This is a genomic window from Deinococcus metallilatus, assembly GCF_004758605.1.
GTDB classification, from domain to species: domain Bacteria; phylum Deinococcota; class Deinococci; order Deinococcales; family Deinococcaceae; genus Deinococcus; species Deinococcus metallilatus.
Genome location: NZ_CP038512.1, coordinates 1,814,420 through 1,840,000 on the forward strand (window position 1 = coordinate 1,814,420; position 25,581 = coordinate 1,840,000).

The following is a 25,581-nucleotide window of genomic DNA, read 5'->3' on the forward strand; positions in this document are numbered from 1 at the left end:
TCCGAACAGGGCGGCGTCACGCGAAACCAGGGGCGGGAAGCTGTCACCCGACCCCTGATTGGCCCTTCACCGTTTACGCGGTGGCCTCCTCGCGCACCGGCACCCCCAGCACCTCGCGTCCGCCCAGGTAGGGACGCAGCGCCTCCGGCACCCGGATCGTCCCGTCCGCCTGCTGGTGGTTTTCGAGGAGCGGCACCAGGATGCGGGGCGCGGCGATGCCGGTGTTGTTGAGGGTATGGGCGTAGACCAGCTTGCCGTGCTCGTCGCGGTAGCGCAGGGCGGTGCGGCGGGCCTGCCAGTCGCCCAGATAGGAGCAGGAGTGCGTCTCGCGGTACTTGTGCTCGCTGGGCACCCAGGTTTCGATGTCGTACATCAGCACCTTGCCCGCGCCCATATCGCCGGTGACGTTCTGCACGACGCGGTACGGCAGCTCCAGTTCCCGCAGCAGCCCCTCCGCGTTCTCCAGAATGACGCCGAACCAGCGCAGCGCCTCGGCCTCGTCGGCGCGCGTCATCACGTACTGCTCGACCTTGCGGAACTCGTGGACGCGGATCAGACCGCGCACGTCCCGCCCCGCCGATCCGGCCTCGCTGCGGAAGGCGGCGCTGATGGCGGCGTAGGCCAGCGGGAGCTGTTCGTACGAGAGTTGCTCGCCCGCATACAGACTGTTGACCGGAACCTCGGCGGTGCCCGCCAGCATCAGCTCCTCGCCCTCGATCTTGTAGACCTGATCCTCGCCGCCGGGGAAGTGGCCCGAGCCGACGAAAGTTTCGGGGCGCACCAGCGCGGTCGTGCTGAGCGGCGTGAGGCCGCGCCCGCGCAGGAAGTCCATCGCAAACATCAGGACGGCCATCTCCAGCAGCACCGCGTCGCCCTTGAGCAGATAGGAGCGGCTGCCACTCACCCGCGCCACGCGCTCGGGGTCGGCCCAGCCCTGGCGTTCGAGGAGTTCGACGTGGTCGAGGGGCGGGAAGGGGAACTCGGGAATCTGCCCCTCGCGGCGCAGTTCGACGTTCTCGCTGTCGTCCTTGCCGACCGGCACGCTGGGATGCGGGATGTTGGGCACGCGCAGCAGCAGTTGCCGCAGGGCGTCCTCGTGGGCGCGGAGCTGGGGTTCGAGGCCCCTGAGTTCCTCGGCCAGGTCCTTGCCCTTCTGGATCAGGTGCGGGCGTTCCTCGGGCGTGGCCTTGGGCACCAGCCTGGCGTTCGCGTTGCGCTCGGTCTGGAGGGCCTCCACGCGCTGCTTCAGTTCGACGAGTTCGCGGTCGATCCGCAGCAGTTCGTCGAGGTCGAGGTTCACGCCCTTCACCTCGATGGCGTGCTTGACCGCCCCCGGATTCTCGCGGATGAATTTGAGGTCGAGCATCACAGCCTCCAGAGACGGTCAGCCGCCTGCAAGAAAGGCGAAGGGCCGCCCCTGAGCCTGAGGCCAGCCATTACTCGGCCTCCACCGTGCGGGGCACGCGGACGAAGCCATCCTGCATTTCCGGGGCGAGGGCGGCGACGACTTCGGGGCTGAACACGGCGCCGGGCACGTCCTCGCGCAGCACGTTCACGAGGTCTTCGGGGCGCTGCATTTCCTCCACGCCCTCCGTATCCACCGCGCGGAGTTGCTCGAAATAGCCCAGGATGCTGTTGAGGTCCGTCTGCATGCTCCGGCGCTCCTCCGGCGTAAGTTCCAGCCGCGCGAGGCGCGCGAGATGTTCGACTTGGGCCGCGTCAATCATAAGCAGGAGTATACGGGCCACCTGAAGGCACACTCATGCAGCGTCAGCGGCGGCGGGACAGGCTGAAGCATGACCTCCAGACTGCTGCTGACGCTGGCCCTGATCGGGGGCGGCCTGGCCTCGGCCATAGGTGTGAACGACATCCCGGCCTTGCCACCGGGAGTGACGACACCCGCCCCGATGCCCACGGCGCCTGCGCCCGCACCTGCACCCGCAACGCCGACCACACCTGTCACGCCTCCCGGCTCCACCCCCTCCAGCCTCCCCGTCGGCCCCGCGCTGGGGCAGGCGCACCGGGCGACCCTGAGCGGCCCGGCCACCCTTTCAGTCGGCACTACCGGCGAATGGACGCTGCAACTCACCAACACGGGGCAGACGCCAATTCACCTGGAACACGGTGCCTGTGACCTGAAGTTCGAGGTGCTGAACGCTGCGGGGAACATCGTGCGCCCCGTCGTGAACAACACCGTCTGCACGATGCAACTGGTGATCACCGACGTGCCCCCCGGCCAGACCAGGGACGTGCTGAGCATCCACTGGGACGGCAAGGACGCGAGCGGTACCCCGCTGCCCGCAGGCAACTACACCCTCCGGGCCGTGTTCTGGGACCGCCATGTCACCATCCGCCCGCCCGAGGTGCAGGTGACGTTGCGCTGACCCGGGTCGCCTGCGCGCCCTCCTCTGCCTGGCGGTGAGGGGGGCGTTCGCGTGCCCATCCGCCTTTTGCCGGATGCAACCTCTCACCTCGGCGGCGCGTACTGTGGGGCATGAGCGCCGACAAGCCCGGTCCCCTCACGCCGCCCGAATCGCTGCTGCACGCGCCGGAGGCGGTCCCCGCCGTCCCGGTGCAGGACGCCCCGGACATGGTGCCGCTCTCGCCCGAGGACCGCGCGCGGCTGGACACCCTGGCCCGCGCCTTCGTGGAGGACGTGCTGCACGCCGGAACCCACAGCCCCGAGTTCAAGCGCAAGCTGGACGCGGTGCATGACCTCGGCGTGCCCGAACAGCGCGCGTCGGCGCAGGTGTCGAGCCGGATGCTGGAACGCCCGCTGCGCGCGACCCGGGCCGGGGCACTGGCCGAGGGCAGCGACATCCTCAAAGGGCTGACCGACCTGCGCCGCACGGTGGAGGACCTTGACCCCAGCCGCACGCCGACGGTGCGGGGCTTTTTCGGCAAGCTGCCGGGGGGCCGCCGGGCGCAGAACGCGCTGGACCGCTACCAGAGCGCGCAGAGCCACCTCAACGCGATTCTGGAGACGCTCTACCGCTCCCAGGACGAGCTGCGGCGCGACAACGCCAGCATCGAGACGGAAAAGGTCCACCTCTGGGAGACGATGCAGAAGCTGCGCCAGTACGCCCACGTCGGCCGGTCGGTGGACGACGCGCTGACACAGCGGCTCGCCATGCTGGAACAGAGCGACCCCGAAAAGGCCCGCATCGTCCGCGAGGAACTGCTCTTTGCCGTGCGCCAGCGCGTGACGGACCTGCTGACCCAGCTCGCCGTCAGCATTCAGGGTTACCTCGCGCTCGATCTGGTGCGGCGCAACAACCTGGAACTGATCAAGGGCGTGGACCGGGCCACGACCACCACCGTCAGTGCCCTGCGGACCGCGATCATGGTCGCGCAGGCGCTCGGCACGCAGCAGGCGGTGCTGGGACAGGTCACGGCCCTGAACGACACGACCGGGCGCATGATCGGCTCGACCGCCAGCCTGCTGCGGCAACAGTCCACCGAGATCCAGAAGCAGGCGGGCAGCGCGACGGTGGACCCGCAGGTCATCCAGGCCGCCTTCCGCGAGGTGTACGGGGCGCTCGACGCGATCAGCACCTACCGCACGCAGGCCCTCGACCGCTTCAAGGACACTATCCAGGTCCTCGACCGCGAGGTCAGCCACGCGCAGACGTACCTCGACCGCGAGCGGCAGAACGCCTCGCGGGAGGTGGCGCAGGGCTTGAACGTGAACGAGAAGGGCGACCTGAAACTTTGAACCGCCGGGCGGCTCTGCTGCATGCCCTGGCCGGGCGGCTGGACGCCCGGCCTGCCCGACCGGTCCTGCGCGTGGCGGTGGACGGGGTGGACGGCGCGGGCAAGACGACCTTTGCCGACGAACTCGCGGAGGTGCTGCGGGAACGGGACCGGACCGTCATCCGCGCCTCGGTGGACGGCTTTCATGCGCCGCGAGCCGTGCGTTACCGGCTGGGCCGCACCTCGCCGGAAGGCTTCTACCGCGATTCCTACGATTATCCCGGCCTGCGGGCGGCGCTGCTCGATCCCCTCGGGCCGGGCGGCTCGCGGCGGTACCGGACGGCGATCTTTGACCATGCCACCGACGCCCCCGTGGAGACGCCGGAGCGGGTGGCCGCAGAAGGCAGCATCCTGATCCTCGACGGCCTGTTCCTGCACCGCTCCGAACTGAGGGACGTGTGGGACGACTCGGTATTCCTGCACGTGGCCTTCGCCGTGTCGGTGCCGCGTGGGGCAGCGCGGGGGCCGGGCTACGGCTCCCCCGACCTCCAGGCCGAATCGAACCGGCGCTACGTGGAGGGCAACCGCCTGTACTTCCGGGAGGCCCAGCCGCAGCGATACGCGGGCGTGGTGGTGGACAACAACGATCTGGAGGCTCCGTTCATCGTCGAGGGGCCGCTCGCGTCCTGACGGCGGATTCCGCCGGTGCCTTCTCTGGATTCTCTGCGTGTTTCACCGGATTCATGCCCCGGCGGCGGGGTGAAGGGGGAACCTGTGATCCGAGGTGACGGTTCTCGGGTGCAGATCGCATTCGCCCGGCCCCGACTGACCTATAACGGCCCCGAGCCACCCCACGCGGAGGTCCCTCTATGTACTGGAAGGAGTATTGGAAGGAGGCGGTCGCCCTCTGCCTCATCGCCGCTCTGCTCACCGTCGTCATCCTGCTGGTCGGCCAACGGATGTCCTGGTGGGTCATCACACCCGGGGGCAGCGTGTCCGCTGTCACCCCCCCGGTGCAGAGGCCGGACCAGACGGTACCCGAGGCTCCCCTGAAGGCGGCGACGCCCCCGCCCCGCCCCGCTTCCGCGCCCGCCGCACCCGCACGGGCACCCGCCACGGCCGCCACGACGCCGCTGACCCCACGCCCTCCCGTGAGCCCCGTGGTCCCCAGCGTGCGCCCGGTCCCCTCGGCGTCCGTGACACCGCGACATATCGCCGAGCCCGCCTCCCCCGGCGTCGTCATCACCCACAACACGGCGAGGGTTGCCAAAGCGCCCCAGGTGACTTCCCGGGCACCGACGCGGACCGCCGTCACCAGCGCGCGGTCCACGTCTGCGGAGCGGGCGAATGCCAGTCCTCCCCAGGTGAAGGCGCCCGCCGTCCCCGCCACCCCCCGGAAAACTGAGAGCACGGTGACGGGGCTGGCGGCCCGGTCCTCCGCCACAGCTCAGGCACCGGAGGGGCCGAAACCCCTGCCCACCTCGCCCACGGCGGCGAACCGGGCCTCCGCCCATCCGTCCAGCGCCGCCCCGACCCACGCGCCGTTGGCGGAACCTGGAGCCGTGCCCGCCCCGGCGTCCCCTCGCGCGGGCGCGGCGGCCACCCCCAGGATGACTCCCCGGACTTCGGCCGCCCGGACTGCTCCGCAGCCCACCGCGCGTTCAGCGCCGCAAACCCCCGTGAATTCCCGCAACGCCACGGCGACCACCCCCAGGGTGACTCCCCGGACTTCGGCCACCCGGACCGCTCCGCAGCCCACCGCGCGTTCGGTGCCGCAAGCCTCTGTGAATTCCCGCAGCACTACGGCGGCCACTCCCCGGGCGACTCCCCGGACTTCTCCGCAGGCCACCGGACGCCCGGCGCCCACGGCACCGGTGAGCGCCCCGCTCACACCCCCCCGGTTCCCGCCCACCCAGACTGCCCCACCGGTCGCCGCACAGTCGGCCTCCCCGACAACCGCGACTTCCCCGAGCGCTGCCCCGTCCGGAACCACCACAGCCCCGGCCAGGCCGACCACGCTGGCTGCTGCACCTCGCGGCCCCGAGGCGGTCGCGGGGGGTCAGACGCCGGATGCCGCCCCGGTCCCCGTCCCCCCTGTCTCCGCCGCCCTCAGGGACACGGCCCCCTCCATGCCGTCCGCGCCCCGGGTGCCGTCCCCAGTCGCGTCCTCCGGGGAGGCGACTCCCGCTCCCTCCGCTGCCCCCCTGGCGAGGGGACGCGAACTGACCGCCCTGCTCTACCAGGACCGGCTCGATCAGCTCTGGGAGGCCTTTCTCCCCTCCGCCCGGGCGCAGTGGGGTGATCTCTCCGCCTTCAAGGCATACCGGGCCACCGGGCTGGAAACCTACGGGGCGGAGACGAGCGTTCTGAACGAGGCGGTCATCGAGGATGGCGACGTCACCTCCTACGCGCGGACCGTGACCTTCGCGGGTGATCCGGGCAATGCGTGGACGCTGAAGTTCAGCCTCGACGACCAGGGAGACGTGTCCCACTTCGAGATCGTCCCCGCCGACATGCAGGCCCCGCAGTAGGCCCGAAGCGCGTCTGCGGCCCCGCACCGCCAGAAGGCGTCCTCCGCGAGGGCGCCTTTTGTATGGAGGGCGGCCCCCCTCCCCGCGCCCGTCCACCGCCTATTTTCCCGGCCATGAGCGCCCCGCCAAAGGGCCATGAAGCGAACGGGGCTGGCAGCGCGCGGCCGGGACGACGACAATCCGGGATGAGGTTCGACATGGCTCAGGACCGCTTTCTCGACCGCCGGGACGCGGGACGGCAACTCGCGTCCCGGCTCCTTTCCCAGCAAGCCTGGCCGGACACCACGGTGTTGGCGCTGCCGCGCGGCGGCGTGCCGGTGGCCTATGAGGTGGCCCAGGCCCTCGGTGCGCCCCTGGACGTGTTTCTCGTCCGCAAACTCGGCGTGCCCGGCTATGAGGAAGTGGCGATGGGAGCCATCGCGTCGGGCGGGGTGCGTGTGCTGAACGAAGATGTGGTGCGCCGCGCGGGCGTCACGCCGCAGGCCATCGCCGCCGTCGAGAAGCGCGAAGAGGCCGAGCTGAACCGCCGCGAACGCGCCTACCGCGAGGGCCGCACCCCGGCGCCGATCCAGGGCCGGACCGTGCTGCTGATCGACGACGGTATTGCCACCGGAGCCACCCTGCGCGCGGGACTCAAGGCGCTGCGGGCCCTCTCCCCCGCCCGCGTGGTCGTCGCCGTCCCGGTGGCCCCCCCCGAGGTCTGCCGCGCGCTGCGCTCGGAGGCGGACGAGGTGGTGTGCCTGCTCACCCCGCCGGACTTCATGGCGGTCGGCCAGTTCTACCGCGACTTTCACCAGACCACCGACGAGGAGGTGCGCGACCTGCTGGCCCGTGCAGCCTCGCCCCCAGAGAAGGAGTGAAACCATGACCCAGCGCACCCACCCCGAAACCACGCTCATTCAGGCCGTGCGGGACGTGGCCCGCCCGCTGACCGGTGCATCGAACGACTACGACGACCTGCTGGACCGCATCCGTGACGCGCGGTTCGTGTTGATTGGCGAAGCCTCGCACGGCACGCACGAGTTCTACCGCGAACGGGCGCGGCTGACCCGGCGCCTGATCGAGGAAAAGGGCTTCACGGCGGTCGCGGTGGAGGCCGACTGGCCCGACGCCTACCGCGTGAACCGGTATGTCCGCGGCCAGGGCGAGGACGAAAGCGCGTTGGAGGCCCTGCGCGATTTTCAGCGGTTCCCCAAATGGATGTGGCGCAACGAGGACGTGCAGGAGTTCGTGGAGTGGCTGCGTGACCACAACGAACGGTCGCCGGGCGCGGCGGCGGGCTTCTACGGCCTGGACCTCTACAGCCTGCACCGCTCGATGAACGCGGTGGTCGAGTATCTGGAAGAGGTGGACCCGGAAGCGGCGCAGCGGGCCAGGAAGCGGTATGCCTGCTTCGACCAGTTCGGGGAGAACCCGCAGGCCTACGGCTACGCCACCGAATACGGCCGCTGGGAACCCTGCGAGGACGCCGCCGTGCAGCAGCTCCTCGAACTCCAGCGCCGGGAGGCGGAAGAGGCCGAGGGGCCGCTGGGTGAGGACGAACTCTTCTACGCGGAGCAGAACGCGCGCCTCGCCAAGAACGCCGAGAACTACTACCGGGCGATGTTCCGGGGCCGCGACGAATCGTGGAACATCCGCGACACCCACATGGCCGAGACGCTGGAGGCGCTGGTCGAACACGGCGAGAGCCAGGGCCGCCCGCAGAAGATCGTGGTGTGGGCGCACAACTCGCACCTGGGGGACGCCCGCGCCAGCGAGATGGGCTGGCTGCGCGGCGAACTCAACCTGGGGCAGCTCACGCGCGAGCGTTGGCCCGAAGGAACCTATATCGTCGGCCAGAGCACCCACCACGGCACCGTCACCGCCGCCGACGACTGGGACACGCCCGCGCGTACCAAGCGGGTGCGGCCCGGCCTCCCCAGCAGCGTCGAAGATGTGTTCCACGGGGTCAGTGAGGGCGACTTCTGGCTCGATCTGCGTGAGCAGAACGCGGCGACGGACGGGTTACGGGCCGAACGCCTGCAACGCTTCATCGGCGTGATCTACGCCCCGCAGACCGAACGCTGGAGCCACTACGTCCACACCCGCCTCAGCGACATGTACGACGCCCTGCTGTACTTCGACGAGACGAGCGCGGTGGTGCCTTTGGACGCGACGGCGGGCACAGAACCGGAGGGCGAGGTGCCGGAGACGTATCCGACGGGAGAGTGAGGCAAGGCGTGGAGGACTATTTGTGGCTTCCGGTGTTGCTCGCCGGGGGCCACGGCTTGCTGACCACAAAACGTCCGCAGTTGTCGGAGCGGATGAACGAAAAGCCCTGGGCAGAGCCGATGAAATTTTCGTCTCGTACTGAGGTTACATCGTCCTCTGAAGAGCCGCAGGCGGGCCGAGGTTTAATATCATAGGCATACATTTTCAAGCCCTGCCCACCCTTATTAAAAACACCGATTTCAGGATGATAGTCCCACCAGCTTATACTTACATCCGACGGCATCAAGACGATGCGCTGCCCATCCTCATAGAGAAGGCTCATGGCGGTTTCAAACATTTTTTGCCCATTCCGTAAGTCAAACAGGTAGGTCATCAAGTAGGTCAGTGCCCCGCTGTTGACCGCATCGAGCAGGAGGTAATGTCCCAGAACTATCTTTGTCTCTGGGTTTTCCCCCTCATAGGGATGCTGCCAGGTGTGGCCGTTCACGCTGATGGTCAGCACATGCTGATTGCAGTTCACCCGGACGCCCTGCGGTAAGGTAAAGCCACAGGAGACAAACCCCGGAGAAGCAGCGAATGCCGAAGTTCCCAACAGCCCGCTCCAAAGCGTCAGGAACCTCACCCAAAAGCTGCGGCTCATGGAAGGATTATAGGGGCCTCTACCCCCCCCGCGCCTCCACCTCCGCCTGCTTCTCGCCCCAGGCTTCCATCTTCTCCTCCAACTGCGTTTCCAGGTCGTGCGCGGCCTGCCCGAGCGTCACGAAATCGGCGTCAGGTGGAGCGCTGGCGAGGGCGGCCTGGGCGTCCATCAGTTCGGCTTCCAGACGGGCGATCTCGGCTTCCAGGGCCTCCACCTCGCGCTTGAGGTGCCAGAGGCCCTTGCCTTTCGGGACGGCGGGCCTGGGGGCGGGTCTGGCTTCCGCCTTCACCTCCTCCGCCTGCACGGGCCGGTGTTTGGCCTTGTAGTCCTCCCAGCCGGGGTACTCGTAGAACTGCCCTTCCTCCAGCAGCCAGATGCGGTCGGCCAGGCCCTCGATAAAGGCGCGGTCATGGCTGACCATCAGGAGGGTGCCGCTGTAGGCCATGAGGGCGTCTTCCAGCGCCTCCACCATCTCCATGTCGAGGTGGTTGGTCGGCTCGTCCAGCACCAGCAGGTTGTGGTCCTCCTGCGCGAGCTTCAGCAGCGCCAGGCGGGCACGCTCGCCGCCCGAAAGGATGCGGGCCTGCTTGTCGTGCTGGTCGTAGGGGAACATGAAGGTGCCCAGCAGAGTATGGGCTTCCGCGTCCTTCTGCACGTACTCACGGGCCACGTCATAGAGCGTTTCGCCGGGGTCCACACCGCGCAACGCCTGGTCGTAGTAACCCACACTCACGCGCGCACCGGTCAGCACGCGGGCGCGGGGGTCGTCGCTGGGAATCAGGCCCAGCAGGGTCCGCAGCAGCGTGGTCTTCCCTGCCCCGTTGCGGCCGATGATCGCCACCCGGTCCCCCCGGCGGAGTTGCACGTTCACGTCCCGGAAAAGGGTCCGCCCGCCGAGTGTCTTGGTGAGGTGCCGGGCGTCCAGCACCACGTCGCCGCTCTCGGGGGCGTGAAAGGTGATGCGGGTGGTGCGTTCCTCGGGCGGAGGGGCCGCCGTCGCGCGGGCCTGCATGCGGTCCACCCGGGCCTGCATCGCCTTCGCACGGCGCGCCAGTTTGCTCATGCCCAGGCCCCAGATTTTCATGCGGTCGGCGCTGGCTTGCAGGGCGGCGATGGCCCTGGCGTCCTGCTCGTGGCGGGCGGCCTGCTGTTCGAGTTCGGCGTCGAGCGTCTCACGGAAGGTGGTGTAGCCCCCCGGATAGACCTTCAGGGTGCCGCCGCGCAGGTAAGCCGTCTCGTTCGTCACGGCATCCAGAAAGGCGCGGTCGTGGCTGATCACCAGCACGGCGCCTGGATAGCGGCCCAGGAAGCCTTCCAGCCATTCCACCATCACGATGTCGAGGTGGTTGGTCGGCTCGTCGAGCAGCAGCACGTCGGGGTTCTCGACCAGCAGCGCGGCCAGACCCAGGCGGGTGCGCTCTCCGCCCGAGAGCCCCGCGACCGGGTCATGCTCACGGCCCCGGAAGCCGAAGGCGAGGGCCACGGCCTCCTTGCGACTGCGGCGCTCGAAACCGCCCCGGCGCACGTAGTGTTCCAGCACTTCCTCGTGGTGCAGGACGCTCTCGGGGGTGCCACTGCCCATCGCCTCCGCAGCGGCGGCAAGCTCGGCCTCCAGCGCGTCAAGGTCGTGGAAGGCGGCCTCCAGCACGCTGTCCACGGTCGCGCCTTCGGGGAAGGTGGGGTCTTGCCTGAGGGCACGCACCCGGACGCCAGGCGCGCGCCGAACCGTTCCCCCATCCGGCAGCACCTCGCCGGTCAGCAGCCCCAGGAGGGTACTCTTGCCTGCCCCGTTGCGGCCGACCAGACCGACGCGGTCGCCAGGCTCCACGCTGAGGGTGATCTCTGACAGGACGGTGAGCGGCCCGTACTCCTTGGTAACGTCCTGAACGGCGACAAGCACGCCCCGCAGTATACGTTTTGGCAGGTTTGGCGTGCCCTCTGCCCGGCACAGGGTCACCAGGGCGACCGCCAAGTCGCGAGGTTGTGCAGCCCCGGTGGAACCCCTCTGCCGCGCAGCCCTGCGAGTCCGGCCCTGCGGGTCACCTCCCCGCAAGGGGAGGCAACAGATTGAGCGTCCTAGAGGGCAAACGGCGTCCCTGGCTCCCCTTGAGGGGCTGAGTGATGCAGATAAGTCTCTCATTTAAGAAAAGCACGGTGGACACGAGGTTTTTCCCCCTCTCCCCTTGCGGGAGAGGGCCGGGGAGAGGGGTGGCAAGCGCAGCTTGCCCTCAACACATCGCAGGAAGCGGTCATCCAGTGGCCTCTCTACGCCCGGCCCGTTCACCCCCTCCCAGCCTCCCCCCTCAAGGGGGAGGAGCCTTTTTATCGTCCTACACGTTGTTCCTTCTTTACGAGAGACTTACCCGCATCACCCAGCCTTGCGGGGAGCTGTCAGCAAAGCTGACTGAGGGATTAGCCGGGGCGAGCACTCCCAAAACCGGACGCTGCGATTGCCTTGACAGGGTCATCGACCTGCCCAGGCAGCTTTGGGTTTTCGGTGCTAAAGTCCTCGGCCCGGTCCCAACTCCTTTCTGTAGACTGGGGCGATGAGAGCCACTGCCGCTCCGTGGCTGCCTGCCGCCCGAACCTGTTTGCGGCCTCTCCGTCCGGTCCTCGCCGCGCTGCTGGTCACGGGGGGAACCCCTGCATACGCCCAGGCTGCGCCCCTGAAGGTGCAGCAGGTTCTGGGCCGCGCCGAGGTGCTGCTGGACGGCGGCGCCTGGCGGCCCGTGAGCGGCAGCACCCCCGTCCGGCTCGGCCTGCGGACGGGGACGGGACGCGCGCAACTGGTGGGCAGCGGGGGCGACCACGCCGGAACCATCCTGGTCGGCCCCACGTCGCGGCTCCGCGTCTTTCGGGGGGAGGCGGACCTGCAAGGCGGTCAGTTTCTGCTGAGCGGGCCGGTCGCCGTCCATGTCCTGGGCAACCATCTGGTGCTGGAGCGAGCAGCCCAGGCCCGGGTGGACCTCGGCGGAGCTGGCGTCGGATCGCGCGTCGCTGTGCTGGACGGGAACGCCCGCCTGGCGCTCGGCAAGCGGACCCTCCACCTGGGGGCGGGGCAGCAGGCCGACCTCCGGACCGGGCAGGTTACCCCCTTCACTGGGGGAGATTCCTGGTACGCCGCGCAGTTCACCGGGGTGGGGAGCGCGTCCGTGCAGGCCACCCGTGGCCCGGTCTATCTGACCAGCGGCGGGGACCGGCAGATCGCGGAGGTCGGGGCCATCCTGCAACCCGGCGAACGCCTGAACACCGGGAGCGGCGCGTGGGCCGAGGTCGGCTTCGCGGGCGGCGGCTACCTGCGGCTCCAGGCGCAGAGTGAACTGGGAGTGCTCAGCCGTGAGCGCACCGCCCGGGGCCAGGAACTGACCCTGCAACTCACCCGCGGCAGCGCCTGGAACGTGGTGTCGGACGGGCAGGCCGCCGTCAGCGCCCCTATCCAGAGCACCGCTGCGCGCGGCAGCGTGTATCAGGTGGGACCGGGCGGGCTGGTGCAGGTGTTCGCGGGCTCCGGGACGGCCGGGGGGACCGGCACTGCCGCCCTGGGCCGCTTCAATCAGCCCCTCGACGCCGAGCGGGCGCAACCCCTCACCTTGCAGGTCGATCCGGTGCCGCCCTTCCTGCGTGACCTGACCCTCAGCGCGACCAGTCTGCCGGAGGCGCGCGTCACCGCCCGGGTGGGCCTGCGGACCTTCCCGCTGACGCCCGTGAATGGCGCACCGGGGCATTTCCAGTTGAACGCCCCCGCCACGCCGCTGACCGAAGGCCCCCACACCGTACAGGTCCGGGCGGAATGGCGCGGGCAGGTCAGGACCCGGACCCTGCGCGTCCTGATCGACCGCACGCCTCCCGTCCTCAGCGACCTGCGGGTGGGGGGCGCCGGGAGCGTGCTGCTGGTCGGCGGCACCGTCCGCGACGCGGAAACGGAGCGCGTCACCCTGACCGCCCAGCTCGGCGCGGAGCGGTTCAGCCGGACGGTCACGCTCGCGGCGGACACGGGCACCTTCCAGCTCACGCTCCCCGCCCCGGCCCCCGGCACGCCCCTGCGGCTGACCGCCCGTGACGAGGCAGGAAACGAGATTCATGCGGACCTCCCCTGAGCGCAGGCTGACGCGCTACGCCCTCCCGGCGGCGCTGCTCGCGGCCGGGCTGGCGCTGCTGATGCCGGGGAACGGCCGGTTATGGGACACCCTCAACCGCGCGCTGCCCAGCCCCCCCGACCCGCGTGTGGTCGTGGTCGGCATCGACGACGCCTCACTGCGCGACTATGGGCGGCTGTCCGGCTGGCCGAGCGACCTGTACGGGCAGGCCCTGCGGACGCTGGACGAGGCGGGCGCGCAGACCATCGGGCTCGACGTGCGGCTGTCCGACCTCGTCCAGAACGGGGCCGGGCTGCCCGGGGTCTTTTCCCGGCCGAACGTGGTGCTGGCCACCGCCCCCGGCGAGACGACCCGGCTGCCTCCCGGCTGGCGTTCCCAGGTGGGCGTGAGTGCCCTGAATGTCAGTCCTGACGGCCGGGTCCGCAGTTTCCAGACCGCCTACCCGGACCGCAACGGGACGCTCCAGCCCAGTTTCGCGCGTCAGCTCGCTGTCAGCGCCGGGCAGACCGTGCCGCTCGGCACCATGCCCCGGCTCCTGCGCCACGTGCGGCACGACCCGGACCGGCTGGGGGCCATTCCCTTCCGGGACGTGGTGAACGGCAACGTGCGCTTCGGGGACCTCCAGGGCCGGGTGGTCCTGATCGGTCTGACCGCCGAGAGCCTGCCCGGCACCGCCCGGCGCGACGCCGACGGCGAGGTGACGCCCGGCGTGCTGCTCCAGGCGCGGGCAGTCTCCACGCTGCTGGGCGCTCCCTTCCTGCGCCTGCCGCTGTGGCTCACGCTGCTGCTGTGCGTGGGGGTGGCCGTCCTGGCCGTGATGGTGCGGGGCCTGTGGGGCTTCGTGATCGCGCTGGCCGCCCTCGCGCTGGCCGTGCCGCTCTGGCAACTGAACGTGCTGTTCCCGGGCGTGACCGTGTCGCTGGCCGCGATCCTGGGGACCGCGCTGGTGGGGCTGGAACGCTGGACGACCCTGCGGAACCTGGGCACCCGTGACGCCCTGACCGGCGTCGGCAACCGCCTGGCCTTTACCCGCGCCGTCGAGCACCGCTGGCCGGGACGGGAAGGGCGGCCCATCGGCCTGCTGCTGGTGGACCTCAGCGGCTTTCGCAAGGTCAACGAAACCTACGGCCGCGCCGCCGGAGACGAGGTGCTGCGCGACCTGGCAGGCCGCCTCCAGACCCACAAGCGCCGGGGCGACGTGATCTTCCGCTGGGGCCCCGACGAGTTCGCCGTGCTCCTCGACAACGCCGGTCCCCAGGACCTCAGCCGCTTCAGCGAGAAGGTGCAGCAGACCCTGGAGGGCCTGACCTACCGCGACCTGCCCCTGCGCGCCAGCGTCGGCGGCGCCACCACCGGCCCCGAGATTCGCACGCCCGTGGACCTGGTCGAGGCCGCCAGCCGCAGCCGCTACCGCATGAAGTACCAGCGGGAACAGGGGGAGTGAGGGGGCGGTCAGCTTTCAGTGATCAGCAAGACGAAAAACAGCCGCCAGCATCCGGCTGACGGCTGAACACTGACGGCTCCCCCTACCTCCCCGCCAGTGCCCCCCAGATTCCCGGATTCGCCACCCACCCGTACCAGAGGTTCGGCAGGATGCCCAGCACGGTCACGCCGATCACGCCCAGGGCGACCGTGAAGGTGGTGGCGGGGCGCTCGCCGTGCGCGTACTCGCGGGCGGGGGTGCGGTCCGGCATGAACATCAGCATGGCGGGGCGCAGGTAATACACCAGCGCGGCGACGCTGGCGAGGGCCGCGAGAACCGCGAGCCACACGTACCCGCCCTGGAGGGCTGCCTGGAATGCCAGGTACTTGCCGAAGAAGCCCGCGAAGGGCGGCAACCCCGCCAGCGAGGCCAGACAGGCCGCGAGTGCGACCGCATAGGCCGGGTGCCGGTAGTACAGCCCGCGCAGGTCGCTGATCTCCATTCCCTTCTCGCTGCGTTGCAGGGCCGCGACGATGGCGAACGCGGCGGCGGTCATCAGGGTGTAGACCAGCAGGTAGTACGCCATCGCCGCGCCGCCCATCCCCGGCGTGCCGAGCAGCGTCATGGCGAGGAAGCCGGTGTGCGCGACCGCCGAATAGGCCAGCATCCGTTTGAAGTTCGTCTGGAAGAGCGAGGCGGCGTTCCCGACGATCAGGGTGACGGCGATCAGAATCTGGAGGACGGGGGCCCAGCCCGGCGCGTTCTGGAGCGCCCCACCAAAGACCCGCAGCATCCCCGCGAAGGCCGCGACCTTCACGACGGTACTCAGGAACAGGCTGACACTGGTGGGCGCCCCGCTGTACACGTCCGGCGTCCACTGGTGAAAGGGAGCCAGCGCGACCTTGAACGCGAACCCCGCCAGCAGCAGCAGCGCCCCGCCGACCAGAACGCCGAGGTTGCCCGGTGTCAGCCCGGCGGTCTTCGCGGCGATTCCCGCATAGTTCAGGCTGCCCGTCGCCCCGTACACGAAAGCGATCCCGTAGATCAGGACGGCGCTCCCTGCCGCGCCCAGCAGGAAGTATTTCAGGCCGGATTCCTCCGCCTGCCGCGAGTCCTGCATCGTGGCGAGGACGTAGCCGCTGAGGCTCATGATCTCCAGGCCGATCAGCATGGTGATCAGGTCGCCGGAAAAGGCGATCAGCAGCGTGCCCGTGACCGCGTACATCAGCATCGCGTCGAACTCGGGAAAGCTGACGCGGGCGCGGAAGGCGGTGTCGAGGCTGACCAAGAGCGTCATCGCGCTGCCCAGCAGGATGGTGAGGCCCAGCAGAATCGCGGCGTTGTCGGCTTGCAGGGCACCGCCGAACGCCGCCTCGCCGCTGTTCCAGAGATACCCCATGCTGATCCCGCTCAGCACCAGCATGGCGAGATTGATAAAAGTCAGCGCCCGGCGCGGCAGGTGGAACCCCAGCACCGTGCTGGCGACCGCGCCCGCCAGGACGATCAGGACCGGCAGCAGGGGCGCGAGGTGAACTTCAGGAACGGTCAGCATTCAACTGCCCCCCAGGGTAGCGAGGACCCCGCGCACGGCGGGCTGGATCAGATTCAGAGCCGGGGCGGAATACACCCCGAAGAAGAGGGCGACCACCAGCGGCAACCCCAGCACCAGCCACTCGGTATGCCGCAGGTCGGCCACCCGGACGCCTCCCAGCGGGCGCCCCTGCCAGAAGGTCGTCTGGAACGCGGTCAGCGCGTAGGCGGCGGCGGCGATGGTCGAGAGGCCCGCGATAAAGGCCAGCCACGGCTGCACCTGATAGGCCCCCAGCAGCACGCTGAACTCGCCCACAAAGCCCGCCAGGCCCGGCACGGCGATGGAGGCGAACCACAGCGCCATCGTCATCCCGCCCAGCGCGCCCGCCTGCGTCATCACGCCGCCAACGCGGGTGTTGATGCTGCCCACCCGTTCCTGAAGCATTCCGACCGCCAGGAACAGCGCCCCCGTATACACGTTCTGGAAGGCCAGCAGGTACATCGCGCCGATGGTCGCCGTCTCGTTCAGGCTGAAGACGCCCAGCGCCACGAAGCCCATGTGCGAGAGGCCCGCGTAGGCGATCAGCCGTTTCCAGTCGGTCTGCCGGAAGGCGATCCAGGCGGCGTAGAGGGCGGTAAAGGCGGCCAGGCCCATCAGGATCGGGCGCAGTTCCGTGCTGGCGTCGGGAAAGAGCGGCAGCCCGAACTGGAAGAGGCCGTAGCCGCCCACCTTGTACAGCGTCCCCATCACGTCCGGCACGCCGCTGTCGTGGTTCTGCTCGTGGAAGTCGGGGAGCCAGGCGTGCAGCGGCCACAGCGGCAGCTTGACCGCCATCGCCGCCAGGAAGCCCAGGTACAGCCAGGTCTGCGCCGCGCCCTTCACCGGATGCTGCACGAGGTCCGCCAGCGCGAAGGTCGGGCTCCCCCCGTAATACTTCACCCCGATGATCGAGAGCAGCATCAGCAGGCTGCCGAACAGCGTGTAGGCCGCGAACTTCACCAGCGCCCGCATCCGGTTCGGCTTGCCGTAGATCGCCAGCATCAGCAGCGCGGGGAGCAGCGCGTCCTCGAAGAACACATAGAACAGCACCAGATCACGCGCCGCGAAGATACCCAGCAGCCCCGTCTCCATCGCCAGCACCAGGGACAGCATCGTGCCGGGATTCTCGATCCGCCTCGCCGTGTACAGCACCGCGACAAACGACATCAGGGCCGTCACCAGCGCCAGCGTCAGGCTCACGCCGTCCAGCGCCACCGAGTACGTCACGCCGAGCGCGGGCACCCAGTTCACGCTGAACAGTTCCGCGCCGCCCCCCCGCCAGATCAGCAGGCCGAGGCCCAGCGTCAGCGCCGAGATAAACCCCGCCACCTCTTCCCGCCAGCGCCGCGGCGTGGCGAGCAGCAGCAGGCTCCCCAGGAGGGGCAGGAAAATCATCAGGTGGATCATTCTTGCCCTCCGGGCAGGTCTAATGGTCTAAGGGTCAAACGGTCCAGGGAAGAGCGCAGGGCCGAGGCGTCAAACCGCCCCCCCCTCACAACCCACCCCCGCCAATCGTCTTCAAGGCCCAGTACCCGATGATCAGGGCCGTCCCCAGCAGCATCGAGACGGCGTAGGCGCGCACGAAGCCGCTCTGCCAGAGGGTGAAGAGGCCACCCGGCGCCGCACTGTTGCGGGCAATGCCGCCGAGGGTGCTGTCCACGCCCCGGTCCACCACGTCCAGGCCCTCCGCGATGGCACGGCTGGGCGCACTGAACAGCCCGTCATACAGGCGGTCGAGGTACAGCGCGTTGCTGCTGACCTGCCCCAGCGGCCCGTTCGCCAGGGTGCGGCGGCGGTGCTCGGCCAGCGCCCAGAGCAGCCCACCGACACCCGCGACGACCGCTAGCACGGTCAGCAGCCCCTCGGTCGCCACCGGAATCTCGTGGGGATGCAGCGGAATGGCGCGGCTCAGGTAAGTGTCGAAGGCGTGGTTGCCGCCCAGGAAGGCCGGGACATTCAGGAACCCGCCGAACGTGGCGAGCGCCGCGAGGATACCCAGCGGCACCTTCACCAGCCCGTCGGCCTCGTGGGGGTGCGCGACGTGGCCCCGGTACTCACCGCGCCAGACCAGGAAGTACCAGCGGCCCATGTAGAAGGCGGTCAGGAGAGCCACGCTCAGCCCCACCACGTACAGCAGCGGGTCGGCGGTGAAGGCGGCGGCCAGAATCGCGTCCTTGCTGAAAAAGCCGCTCCAGATGGGAATCCCCGAGATGGCGAGGACGCCCATCAGCGCGGCGATATGCGTGAAGGGCATGAACTTCCGCATCCCGCCCATCGCGCGCACGTCCTGTTCCTCGTGCAGCGCGTGAATCACCGCGCCCGCCGAGAGGAACAGCAGCGCCTTGAAGAAGGCGTGCGTCAGCAGGTGGAACACGCCCGCCGAGTAGGCGTGCAGGCCCACCGCCAGGAACATATAACCGAGCTGCGAGACGGTCGAGTACGCCAGGATTTTCTTGATGTCGTGCTGGTTGAGGGCCGACAGCGCCCCGTACAGCGCGGTGAGGGCGCCGACCCACGCGACCCACATGGAAGCCGTCGGCGCGAGGTCGTACAGGAAGTGGCTGCGGGCAATCAGGTACACGCCCGCCGTCACCATCGTGGCCGCGTGAATCAGCGCGGAAACTGGCGTCGGCCCCGCCATCGCGTCCGGCAGCCAGGTCGTGAGCGGCAATTGACCACTCTTGCCCACCGCGCCGACCAGCAGGAACAGACAGGCGAGTTCGATGCCCGCCTGTGCCACCTGCGCGCCCGCCACCCGCCCGGCCAGCTCGGGAATCACCAGTGTGCCGTACAGCTTGTACAGCAGGAACATCCCCAGCATGAAGCCCAGGTCCCCGATGCGGTTCATGATGAAGGCCTTGCGGGCCGCGTTGGAGTTGGCGACGCCCTCGCGGTCGCTGGCTTCGCGGAGGTCCTTGTCCGACGCCTCCGAGCCCCGCCCGCTGAACCAGAAGCCGATCAGCAGGTAACTCGCCACGCCCACGCCTTCCCAGCCCACGAACATCAGCGGGTAGGAATCGGCCAGCACCAGAATCAGCATCATGCCGACGAAGAAGTTCATGAACGCGAAGAAGCGGGTGAACTTCGGGTCGTGGCCCATGTAGCTGATCGAATAGACGTGGATCAGGAAGCCGACGCCGGTGATGATCAGGGCCATCAGGGCGCTGAGCTGGTCGAGATAGAAGCCGACCGCGAGGTTCGAGTTCAGCGCCATGTTTGGCAGCCACGTCCACAGGACTTCGTGGGCGGGCGTCTCGGTCTGCCCGAGGTAACGCAGTACCGCGACGACGAAACTCGCCAGCACCGTGAGGGACCCCAACCAGCCCGCCGACCGGCCGGGGAACAGGCGCGGGAACAGGATCAGCAGTGCGAAGCCAAGCAGCGGAAAGAGAGGAAGCAGGTACAGGGGCACGCGCCACTCAGCCTTTCAGGGTGGCGAGGTCGTCCACGTTGGTCGTCTCGCGCTTGCGGAAGATGGACACGATGATGGCGAGGCCGATTGCCACCTCGGCGGCGGCCAACGTCATCACGATGAAGACGGCAGTCTGCGCGGTCAGGTCCCCCCACGCCCGGGCAAACGCCACCAGCGCGAGGTTTGCCGCGTTCAGCATCAGTTCCACCGAGAGGAAGATCATGATGGCCGTGCGCCGCGTCAGCACGCCGATCATGCCGATGGCGAAGAGCAGGCCCGACAGAGCGACGTAGTAGGCGGTCGGGGCCATCAGGCACGCACCTTTTCGGGCTGAAGGTCCGGCGAGGTCGGCAGCGCCACGCCCTCCACGTCCGTCATACCGTCCGGTTGCGACACAGGCCGCTGCACCAGCGTAATCGCGCCCACAATGGCCACCAGCAGCAGGATGCTGACCGCCTCGAAGGGGAGCAGGAAGCGCGTCAGCAGCACTTCACCGACCGGTGCCGCGTTGCCCCCCTGCAAGGCCGCCGCCCCTTCCGCCAGCGGGCGCGGGTCGCGGTAGGTGAAGGCCAGGACCGCGAAGGCTCCCGCGAGCACCACCCCGCCGATCCCAGCCAGCTCGCGCACGAACGGCACCGGGTCACGTCCCCGCACCGGCTGGTTCGCGTTCAGCAGCATAATCACGAACAGGAACAGCACCATGATCGCCCCGGCGTACACGATCACCTGCGTCGCCGCGAGAAAGGCCGCACTCAGACTGGCAAAGAGTCCCGCCACACTCAGCAGCGTGCCCACCAGCCCCAGCGCCGCGTGAACCGCATTCCGCGCCGCGACGGTGATGACCGCGCCGACCAGGGCGAGGGCGCCGAGGAGGATGAAGGCGATCATGGGCGCACCTGCGGTGCGGTGAGTGGGATGCGGTGCGCGGTGCGCGGTGTGTCCTTTAACTCCTCCCCCCTTGCGGTGGAGGTTGGGATTTGTAAAGCTGCGAAGCAGAGGGGGGTGGACGGCGTAGCCGTCCCAGGGAAGGCAATCTCTCTTCTCTGCCTCATCGCGGGTACTCCACCCCCTCCAGTTCCGGCCTCGGTCCCTCGGGCACCTTGAACCCGAGGCGGACGGGTTTGCCGGTGCGGGCGGCCTCGCGGCGCTGGGGCACGGAGCCTTCCACGCTCACGAGCATGTCTTCCTTGCCGTAGACGAAGTCGCGGTAGCGGTAGTCGGCCATCTCGAATTCGTTGCCGAGGACCACCGCGCCGGTCGGGCAGGCTTCCTCGCACATGCCGCAGAAGATGCAGCGCAGCATGTTGATCTCGTACACCTTCGCGTAGCGTTCGCCGGGGCTCGTCGGGTTGAGCGGATCGTTCTCGGCGGCCTCCACGTAGATAGCGTAGGCGGGGCACACGGCGGCGCAGAGGCTACAGCCGATGCACTTTTCCAGGCCGGTGCCGGGGTGGCGGGTGAGGACGTGCCTTCCGCGAAAGCGCGGTTGCAGTGTCGCGCGCTGCTCCGGGTAGCTGACCGTCACCGGCTTCTGAAAGAGCTTGCCGAGCGTGACGCCCATACCCTTGGCGATTTCAAGAACGCCCATAGATGCCTCCGGCGAAGTGATGAGGGACGAGGGGTGAGGGATGAGGCACGTGCCGCTGACGGCTGATGGCTAAACGCTGACCGCTCTCCATCAGTCGCCCCCCAGCGTCCGAATCCGCGCACCTTCCGCCTCCTGGCGCTGTGTAGGCGTGTTCCAGAGGGTGCGCACGCGGTCACTCAGGGCGAAGAGGAGCAGCAACCCGGCGAGACTCAGCAGGCCGAGCAGCCACAGGCCCACGCCACGCCCGAAGGCCAGGAAGGCGGCGGTCAGCAGCGTGTTGGCGAGGGCGACGGGCAGCACCAGCTTCCAGCCGAAGCGCATCAGTTGGTCGTAGCGCAGGCGCGGGAGAGTGGCGCGCACCCAGATGAAGAGGAACAGGAAGAAGGCGATCTTGAGAATCAGCCAGATCAGCGGCCAGCCGGAGATGCCGGGGATCAGGGCGTCGAGGAACACCGGCCCCCGGTACCCGCCGAAAAACAGCGTGGACATGACCGCCGAGGCGGTGATCATGTTGACGTACTCCGCCATCTGAAACAGCGCCCACTTGATCGCGGAATACTCGGTGAGGTACCCGGCCACGAGTTCCTGTTCGGCTTCGGGCAGGTCGAAGGGCGTGCGGTTGGTTTCGGCAAACGAACTGACCAGGAAGAGCGCGAAGCCCAGCACCTGAAAGAGAATCAGCCAGCCGTTCAGTGCCTGCCACTCCACGATCCGCAGAAACGACGTGCTGCCCACCAGCATCAGCAGGCCCAGGATGCTCAGGCCCATGCCGAGTTCGTAGCTGATCATCTGCGCGCTGCTTCGGAGGCCGCCCAGGATCGGGTACTTGCTGCCCGACGCCCAGCCGCCCAGAAAGATGCCGTAGACGCCCATACTCGTCAGCGCCAGCAGCGCGAGGATGCCCGCGTCCAGGTTGTAGACCCAGGGGTCGGTCCCGAAGAGGCTCTTCGGCGGCCCGGCGGGAATTCCCCCGAAGGCCGTCAGCGCCATGCCGATGGCCAGGATGGGTGCGAGCGTGTACACCAGCTTGTCGGCCAGCGTGACACTCAGGTCTTCCTTGAAGATGCTCTTGATCGCGTCCGCCGCCGGTTGCAGCAGGCCCATCGGCCCCACGCGGTTCGGCCCCACGCGAATCTGCATCCGCGCCAGCAGCCGCCGTTCCACCAGGGTCATGTACGCGAAGGTCGTCAGCAGCGCGAAGGCCACCAGCACGGCCTTGAGCAGGGTGATGAGAAGTTGGGCGAGCCAGTCAGGCATGGGGGGCCTCCTGGGAGGCGTCTAAAGGCCGAAGGGGCAAAGGGGCTGAGGAGATGGGGCAACGGCTTTCCGCCGAGGCTCCCCTGGCTGACGGCTGACGGCTGAAAGCTGGCCGCCCCCTCATCAGTCGTCCCCTCCCACCGGAAGCGCCCCGTCCTGCCCCGTCAGTTCCCAGGTGGCGACGCGGTCGGCGCGGTCGGGCACGCGGCTGCCCCGGCGTTCGGGATTGGCGTGCATCCGCTCTTTCCAGAGCTGGGGGATGTAGACCAGGCCAGTAGGGGCCGTGAACGTCTGGCCGAGGGGAAGAATCACACCGCTGTTCGGGAGGTCGGCCACGGCCACGCCGAGGCGTTCTGCCAGCAACGCCTGCGCCGACTTCAGGCCGCGAACGCGGGTGCGGACGCCGAGTGCCTCGGCCAGCGCGGTCAGCGTGCGGATCAGGTCGGCGCCCTCGCCCGCCTCCAGCGCCGCCTGCCGCAGCGGGAGGAGGCGGCCTTCGAGGTTCACCGTCGTCCCGCGCTTCTCGTAGTTGGTAACGGCGGGGAGGACGACATCGGCCAGCCGCGCCGTGTCCGTCAGGTGCGTGTCGTGGACGACGGTGAAGCCACGTGCGCGCCTGCCGGGGTCCAGCCGCGAGATGAAGGCCGCCCGCGCCTCCTCCAGCCGGTCATAGCCGAGGCCACCCGCACGCGGAACGAGGTTCAGGTGGGCCAGCCCCTTGCTGTTCGGCCCGGCGGAAATGGGCAGAACCTTCGCGCCAGTCCGCGTCACGAGGTCGGCCAGTTGCGCGGTGAACTCCCGCGTGACGTTGTTCAGCACGTCCGCACCGAGGATCAGCACCGGTTTCTTCGCTTCCGAGAGGAGCTTGGCCGCCGCGCGCAACTCGTCGGTATCGGGCCTCAGCAGACGAGCAAGGGCGTTGTGACCGTTGGCCGAAACGCGCATTCCGGCGTGTTTCCACAGCCGCGATTCCCCGCCAATCACCGCCAGGCGTTCGGGGTGGCGGGTCGGACGTTCGACCAGGCGCAGGTCGGCAATGGCCGTTCCGTGTGCGAACTCGGGCGGGAGAATGCCGCCGCGCAGCATCTCCAGCACCCGCAGTTCCAGCACCGGGGCTTCCTCGCCCAGGTCCGCGCCGAGCACGATCACGGCGTCGGCGGTCGCCACGTCCGTCAGCGTGGCCGTCGTCTCCACGTGCATCCCGTAGCGCGGCCAGTGGTCCACTGAAGCGGTACCTGTCAGCCCCGCGAGGGCTTCCAGCGCGGCGCCCTCCTCCAGCGTGCTGTCGGCGTTCAGGTACAGGGCGAGGTCGGCGGGGTTCAGCCCCCCCAGGCCACGCCGGATGGCGAGAATAGCCTCGTCCCAGTCGGCCTCGCGCAGTTCACCGTCCACCCGGATGAGTGGCACGGTCAGGCGCCCCTCAGAGGCGAAGACGTGCCCGAAGCGGCCCGCGTCGCAGATCCAGACCTCGTTGACCTCGCGGTTCTCGCGGGCAACAACGCGCTCCAGGCGGCCATTGCGCGCGTCCACGGTAATGGCGCAACCCACCGGGCAGAGGGTGCAGGTCGTCGGCGTGTGGTCGTATTCCCAGTTGCGGCCCCGGAAGCGGGCCACGTTGTCCAGCAGCGCCCCCACCGGGCAGATGTCGGTGATGTTGCCCTGGAAGCCGGTGGGCAGCCCGCCTTCCTCCGTGTCGATGAAGGTGTGCCCGCCGCGCTCGATGAAGTCCAGCACCTCCTGCCCCGGCACTTCCTCGAAGTAGCGCACGCAGCGTTTGCAGTGGATGCAGCGTTCCTGGTCGAGAATCACGAAGTCGGAGAGGGGGTAGTGCTTCTCGGCGTGGCGGCGGTCGAAGCCGAAACGGCTCGCGCCGTAGCCGTACTCGAAGGCGCGGTCCTGAAGCTCGCACGCGCCGCCCTTGTCACAGGTGGGGCAGTCGAGCGGGTGGTTCAGCAGAGTGAACTCCATCATGCCCGCCTGCGCCTTCGCCACCACGTCCGAGGTTTTGGCCGTGCGGATATGCATCCCGTCCGTCACCTGCATCGTGCAGGCGGCCATCGGCTTGGGGAACCAGAAGATTTTGGGCTGGCCGTTCTCGTCCAGTTCGAAGTTCCCGTCCTTGCCCTTGCGTGGGCTGCCGGACTCCACCAGGCACATCCGGCACGCGCCCACCGGCGAGAGGTACGGGTGCGCGCAGAAATACGGCACGTCCCGCCCGGCGGCGAACACGGCGTCGATACCGCTGGTGCCCGCCGGGAGGTCGAGTTGGGTGCCGTCGACAACGACTTTCATACTTGCTCCTTACGGCGGGCGTCCGACCGCCCAACCGTCGAACGGCCTAAAGGCGTGGGGCCTTTGGCGGTTGGGCGGCCAGACCGTTTGACGGTTTGACACCGGGCATTCAGCAACGTCACGACTCCCTCCACCGCCGCCGCGCCGGATACATCGCCTGCCCGGTCTGCGCCAGCGCGTCGTATTCCTCGCGGAAGAGCTTGATGCTGCTCAGCACCGGTCCCAGGCAGGCGTCCGCGAGGGCGCAGAAGCTCCGGCCGCCGATGTTGTCACTCATGTCAAGGATCAGTTGCACGTCGCCGGGCTGGCCGTGGCCGCGAGAGAGCTTCTCGTACATCCGGGTCATCCACGAGCTGATGCCCTCGCGGCAGGGCGTGCATTTGCCGCAGGACTCGTGCCCGTAGAAGCGCACCAGGTTCCAGGTGACGTTCACGATGCAGTCGGCGCGGGGAATCAGGGTGACGCCACCCGTGCCGAGCATCGAGCCAGCGGCGGCCACGCTCTCGTAATCCATCGGCGTGTCCAGCGTCTTGTCGTCCCAGGGGAGCATCGGGCAACTGGAGCCGCCGGGGATGATGGCCTTCATCTCTTCCAGCGGGCCGCCTGCCCAGTCGTAGATCAGTTCGCGGAAGGTGGCGCCCAGCGGCAGTTCGTACACACCGGGGCGGCGCACCGGGCCGCTGATCTGGAAGAGCTTCATGCCCTTGCTCTTTTCGGTACCCATGCGGGCGTGCCAGTCCGCGCCGTACTTGAGAATCTGCGTGGCGGCGCAGAAGGTTTCAACGTTGTTGATGGTGGTTGGCAGGCCGTACAGCCCGGCGGCGGCGGGAAAGGGCGGCTTGAGACGCGGGTTCGCACGCAGCCCTT

The 25,581-nt window shown here is 68.9% G+C and carries 22 protein-coding genes (1 of these 22 running past the window's edge); 8 read left to right on the plus strand and 14 right to left on the minus strand.

Features of this window, described 5'->3' with window-relative positions; genetic code table 11:
• Positions 1 to 73: 73 nt before the first annotated feature.
• Together serS and gatC are read right to left on the minus strand one after the other, a co-directional pair.
• Positions 74 to 1,366, minus strand: a complete 1,293-nt coding sequence (serS, locus tag E5F05_RS14750) for a serine--tRNA ligase (protein ID WP_129119390.1) — start codon at positions 1,364 to 1,366, stop codon at positions 74 to 76.
• Positions 1,367 to 1,436: 70 nt separating this feature from the next.
• On the minus strand, positions 1,437 to 1,727 hold the full coding sequence (gene gatC / locus E5F05_RS14755; protein ID WP_129119391.1) for an Asp-tRNA(Asn)/Glu-tRNA(Gln) amidotransferase subunit GatC: 291 nt from the start codon (positions 1,725 to 1,727) through the stop codon (positions 1,437 to 1,439).
• Positions 1,728 to 1,796: 69 nt separating this feature from the next.
• Here gatC and E5F05_RS14760 point away from each other — a divergent pair, with 69 nt between their 5' ends.
• From E5F05_RS14760 to E5F05_RS14770, 3 genes are all read left to right on the plus strand, one after another.
• Positions 1,797 to 2,384, plus strand: a complete 588-nt coding sequence (locus tag E5F05_RS14760) for a FlgD immunoglobulin-like domain containing protein (RefSeq protein WP_129119392.1) — start codon at positions 1,797 to 1,799, stop codon at positions 2,382 to 2,384.
• Positions 2,385 to 2,494: 110 nt separating this feature from the next.
• Entirely contained in the window at positions 2,495 to 3,715 is a 1,221-nt protein-coding gene (locus tag E5F05_RS14765) for a toxic anion resistance protein (RefSeq protein ID WP_129119393.1), read from the plus strand.
• Complete coding sequence (locus tag E5F05_RS14770; RefSeq protein ID WP_164973491.1) at positions 3,712 to 4,383, plus strand: nucleoside/nucleotide kinase family protein; 672 nt, start codon at positions 3,712 to 3,714, stop codon at positions 4,381 to 4,383. The genes E5F05_RS14765 and E5F05_RS14770 overlap by 4 nt, the downstream gene beginning before the upstream one ends.
• Before the next feature lie 757 nt (positions 4,384 to 5,140).
• Here the strand turns inward: E5F05_RS14770 and E5F05_RS14775 are convergent.
• A complete protein-coding gene (locus E5F05_RS14775) occupies positions 5,141 to 5,710 on the minus strand; it encodes a hypothetical protein (protein ID WP_129119394.1) in 570 nt (189 codons plus the stop codon).
• 112 nt (positions 5,711 to 5,822) lie between these two features.
• Between E5F05_RS14775 and E5F05_RS14780 the strand changes: the two genes are divergently transcribed.
• The 3 genes from E5F05_RS14780 (at position 5,823) to E5F05_RS14790 (ending at position 8,435) form a co-directional block, all read left to right on the plus strand.
• Positions 5,823 to 6,224 (plus strand): hypothetical protein, encoded by a 402-nt coding sequence (locus E5F05_RS14780; protein WP_129119395.1) that lies wholly within the window; start codon positions 5,823 to 5,825, stop codon positions 6,222 to 6,224.
• 197 nt (positions 6,225 to 6,421) lie between these two features.
• Positions 6,422 to 7,084, plus strand: a complete 663-nt coding sequence (locus tag E5F05_RS14785; protein ID WP_129119396.1) for a phosphoribosyltransferase — start codon at positions 6,422 to 6,424, stop codon at positions 7,082 to 7,084.
• A gap of 4 nt (positions 7,085 to 7,088) precedes the next feature.
• A complete protein-coding gene (locus E5F05_RS14790) occupies positions 7,089 to 8,435 on the plus strand; it encodes an erythromycin esterase family protein (protein WP_129119397.1) in 1,347 nt (448 codons plus the stop codon).
• 16 nt (positions 8,436 to 8,451) lie between these two features.
• Here the strand turns inward: E5F05_RS14790 and E5F05_RS14795 are convergent, their stop codons facing one another.
• Positions 8,452 to 9,075, minus strand: a complete 624-nt coding sequence (locus E5F05_RS14795) for a hypothetical protein (protein ID WP_129119398.1) — start codon at positions 9,073 to 9,075, stop codon at positions 8,452 to 8,454.
• A gap of 19 nt (positions 9,076 to 9,094) precedes the next feature.
• Complete coding sequence (locus E5F05_RS14800) at positions 9,095 to 10,975, minus strand: ABC-F family ATP-binding cassette domain-containing protein (protein WP_129119399.1); 1,881 nt, start codon at positions 10,973 to 10,975, stop codon at positions 9,095 to 9,097.
• A gap of 646 nt (positions 10,976 to 11,621) precedes the next feature.
• On the opposite strand from E5F05_RS14800, the gene E5F05_RS14805 reads away from it, so the two are divergent.
• Both E5F05_RS14805 and E5F05_RS14810 read left to right on the plus strand, forming a co-directional pair.
• Positions 11,622 to 13,172, plus strand: a complete 1,551-nt coding sequence (locus E5F05_RS14805) for a FecR domain-containing protein (RefSeq protein ID WP_129119400.1) — start codon at positions 11,622 to 11,624, stop codon at positions 13,170 to 13,172.
• On the plus strand, positions 13,156 to 14,616 hold the full coding sequence (locus E5F05_RS14810) for a CHASE2 domain-containing protein (protein WP_129119401.1): 1,461 nt from the start codon (positions 13,156 to 13,158) through the stop codon (positions 14,614 to 14,616). The genes E5F05_RS14805 and E5F05_RS14810 overlap by 17 nt, the downstream gene beginning before the upstream one ends.
• Before the next feature lie 82 nt (positions 14,617 to 14,698).
• Here E5F05_RS14810 and E5F05_RS14815 read toward each other — a convergent pair whose 3' ends face one another.
• The 9 genes from E5F05_RS14815 to nuoF form a co-directional block, all read right to left on the minus strand.
• Complete coding sequence (locus E5F05_RS14815) at positions 14,699 to 16,147, minus strand: NADH-quinone oxidoreductase subunit N (RefSeq protein WP_129119402.1); 1,449 nt, start codon at positions 16,145 to 16,147, stop codon at positions 14,699 to 14,701.
• Positions 16,148 to 17,572, minus strand: coding sequence for an NADH-quinone oxidoreductase subunit M (locus E5F05_RS14820; RefSeq protein WP_129119403.1), 1,425 nt, complete (start codon positions 17,570 to 17,572; stop codon positions 16,148 to 16,150). It abuts the gene before it with no gap.
• An 85-nt stretch (positions 17,573 to 17,657) separates the two neighbouring features.
• Positions 17,658 to 19,577 carry an NADH-quinone oxidoreductase subunit L gene (gene nuoL, locus E5F05_RS14825; protein WP_129119404.1) on the minus strand — a complete coding sequence of 640 codons (1,920 nt, stop codon included), beginning with the start codon at positions 19,575 to 19,577 and terminating at the stop codon, positions 17,658 to 17,660.
• 7 nt (positions 19,578 to 19,584) lie between these two features.
• Positions 19,585 to 19,887: an NADH-quinone oxidoreductase subunit NuoK gene (nuoK, locus tag E5F05_RS14830; RefSeq protein ID WP_129119405.1), complete on the minus strand. Its 303-nt coding sequence runs from the start codon at positions 19,885 to 19,887 to the stop codon at positions 19,585 to 19,587.
• Entirely contained in the window at positions 19,887 to 20,465 is a 579-nt protein-coding gene (locus E5F05_RS14835; protein ID WP_129119406.1) for an NADH-quinone oxidoreductase subunit J, read from the minus strand. The genes nuoK and E5F05_RS14835 overlap by 1 nt, the downstream gene beginning before the upstream one ends.
• 160 nt (positions 20,466 to 20,625) lie before the next feature.
• Positions 20,626 to 21,165: an NADH-quinone oxidoreductase subunit NuoI gene (gene nuoI, locus E5F05_RS14840; RefSeq protein WP_129119407.1), complete on the minus strand. Its 540-nt coding sequence runs from the start codon at positions 21,163 to 21,165 to the stop codon at positions 20,626 to 20,628.
• A gap of 90 nt (positions 21,166 to 21,255) precedes the next feature.
• The gene (gene nuoH, locus E5F05_RS14845) at positions 21,256 to 22,422 is read right to left on the minus strand and encodes an NADH-quinone oxidoreductase subunit NuoH (protein ID WP_129119408.1); all 1,167 of its coding nucleotides are present in this window, start codon (positions 22,420 to 22,422) and stop codon (positions 21,256 to 21,258) included.
• 123 nt (positions 22,423 to 22,545) lie between these two features.
• On the minus strand, positions 22,546 to 24,714 hold the full coding sequence (gene nuoG / locus E5F05_RS14850; protein WP_129119409.1) for an NADH-quinone oxidoreductase subunit NuoG: 2,169 nt from the start codon (positions 24,712 to 24,714) through the stop codon (positions 22,546 to 22,548).
• Between the two features lie 118 nt (positions 24,715 to 24,832).
• Positions 24,833 to 25,581: the 3' portion of an NADH-quinone oxidoreductase subunit NuoF gene (gene nuoF, locus E5F05_RS14855; RefSeq protein WP_129119410.1), read on the minus strand. 592 nt of this gene lie beyond the right edge of the window; the window shows 749 of its 1,341 coding nt (coding positions 593–1,341); the start codon falls outside the window, past its right edge; its stop codon occupies positions 24,833 to 24,835.

Bases quoted from the DNA above. Each gene is read 5' to 3' on its own strand.
- serS (WP_129119390.1), bottom strand. From the start codon at position 1,366: ATGCTCGACCTCAAATTCATCCGCGAGAATCCGGGGGCGGTCAAGCAC.
- gatC (WP_129119391.1), bottom strand. From the start codon at position 1,727: ATGATTGACGCGGCCCAAGTCGAACATCTCGCGCGCCTCGCGCGGCTG.
- E5F05_RS14760 (WP_129119392.1), top strand. From the start codon at position 1,797: ATGACCTCCAGACTGCTGCTGACGCTGGCCCTGATCGGGGGCGGCCTG.
- E5F05_RS14765 (WP_129119393.1), top strand. From the start codon at position 2,495: ATGAGCGCCGACAAGCCCGGTCCCCTCACGCCGCCCGAATCGCTGCTG.
- E5F05_RS14780 (WP_129119395.1), top strand. From the start codon at position 5,823: ATGCCGTCCGCGCCCCGGGTGCCGTCCCCAGTCGCGTCCTCCGGGGAG.
- E5F05_RS14785 (WP_129119396.1), top strand. From the start codon at position 6,422: ATGGCTCAGGACCGCTTTCTCGACCGCCGGGACGCGGGACGGCAACTC.
- E5F05_RS14790 (WP_129119397.1), top strand. From the start codon at position 7,089: ATGACCCAGCGCACCCACCCCGAAACCACGCTCATTCAGGCCGTGCGG.
- E5F05_RS14795 (WP_129119398.1), bottom strand. From the start codon at position 9,075: ATGAGCCGCAGCTTTTGGGTGAGGTTCCTGACGCTTTGGAGCGGGCTG.
- E5F05_RS14805 (WP_129119400.1), top strand. From the start codon at position 11,622: ATGAGAGCCACTGCCGCTCCGTGGCTGCCTGCCGCCCGAACCTGTTTG.
- E5F05_RS14810 (WP_129119401.1), top strand. From the start codon at position 13,156: ATGCGGACCTCCCCTGAGCGCAGGCTGACGCGCTACGCCCTCCCGGCG.
- E5F05_RS14815 (WP_129119402.1), bottom strand. From the start codon at position 16,147: ATGCTGACCGTTCCTGAAGTTCACCTCGCGCCCCTGCTGCCGGTCCTG.
- E5F05_RS14820 (WP_129119403.1), bottom strand. From the start codon at position 17,572: ATGATCCACCTGATGATTTTCCTGCCCCTCCTGGGGAGCCTGCTGCTG.
- nuoK (WP_129119405.1), bottom strand. From the start codon at position 19,887: ATGGCCCCGACCGCCTACTACGTCGCTCTGTCGGGCCTGCTCTTCGCC.
- E5F05_RS14835 (WP_129119406.1), bottom strand. From the start codon at position 20,465: ATGATCGCCTTCATCCTCCTCGGCGCCCTCGCCCTGGTCGGCGCGGTC.
- nuoI (WP_129119407.1), bottom strand. From the start codon at position 21,165: ATGGGCGTTCTTGAAATCGCCAAGGGTATGGGCGTCACGCTCGGCAAG.
- nuoH (WP_129119408.1), bottom strand. From the start codon at position 22,422: ATGCCTGACTGGCTCGCCCAACTTCTCATCACCCTGCTCAAGGCCGTG.
- nuoG (WP_129119409.1), bottom strand. From the start codon at position 24,714: ATGAAAGTCGTTGTCGACGGCACCCAACTCGACCTCCCGGCGGGCACC.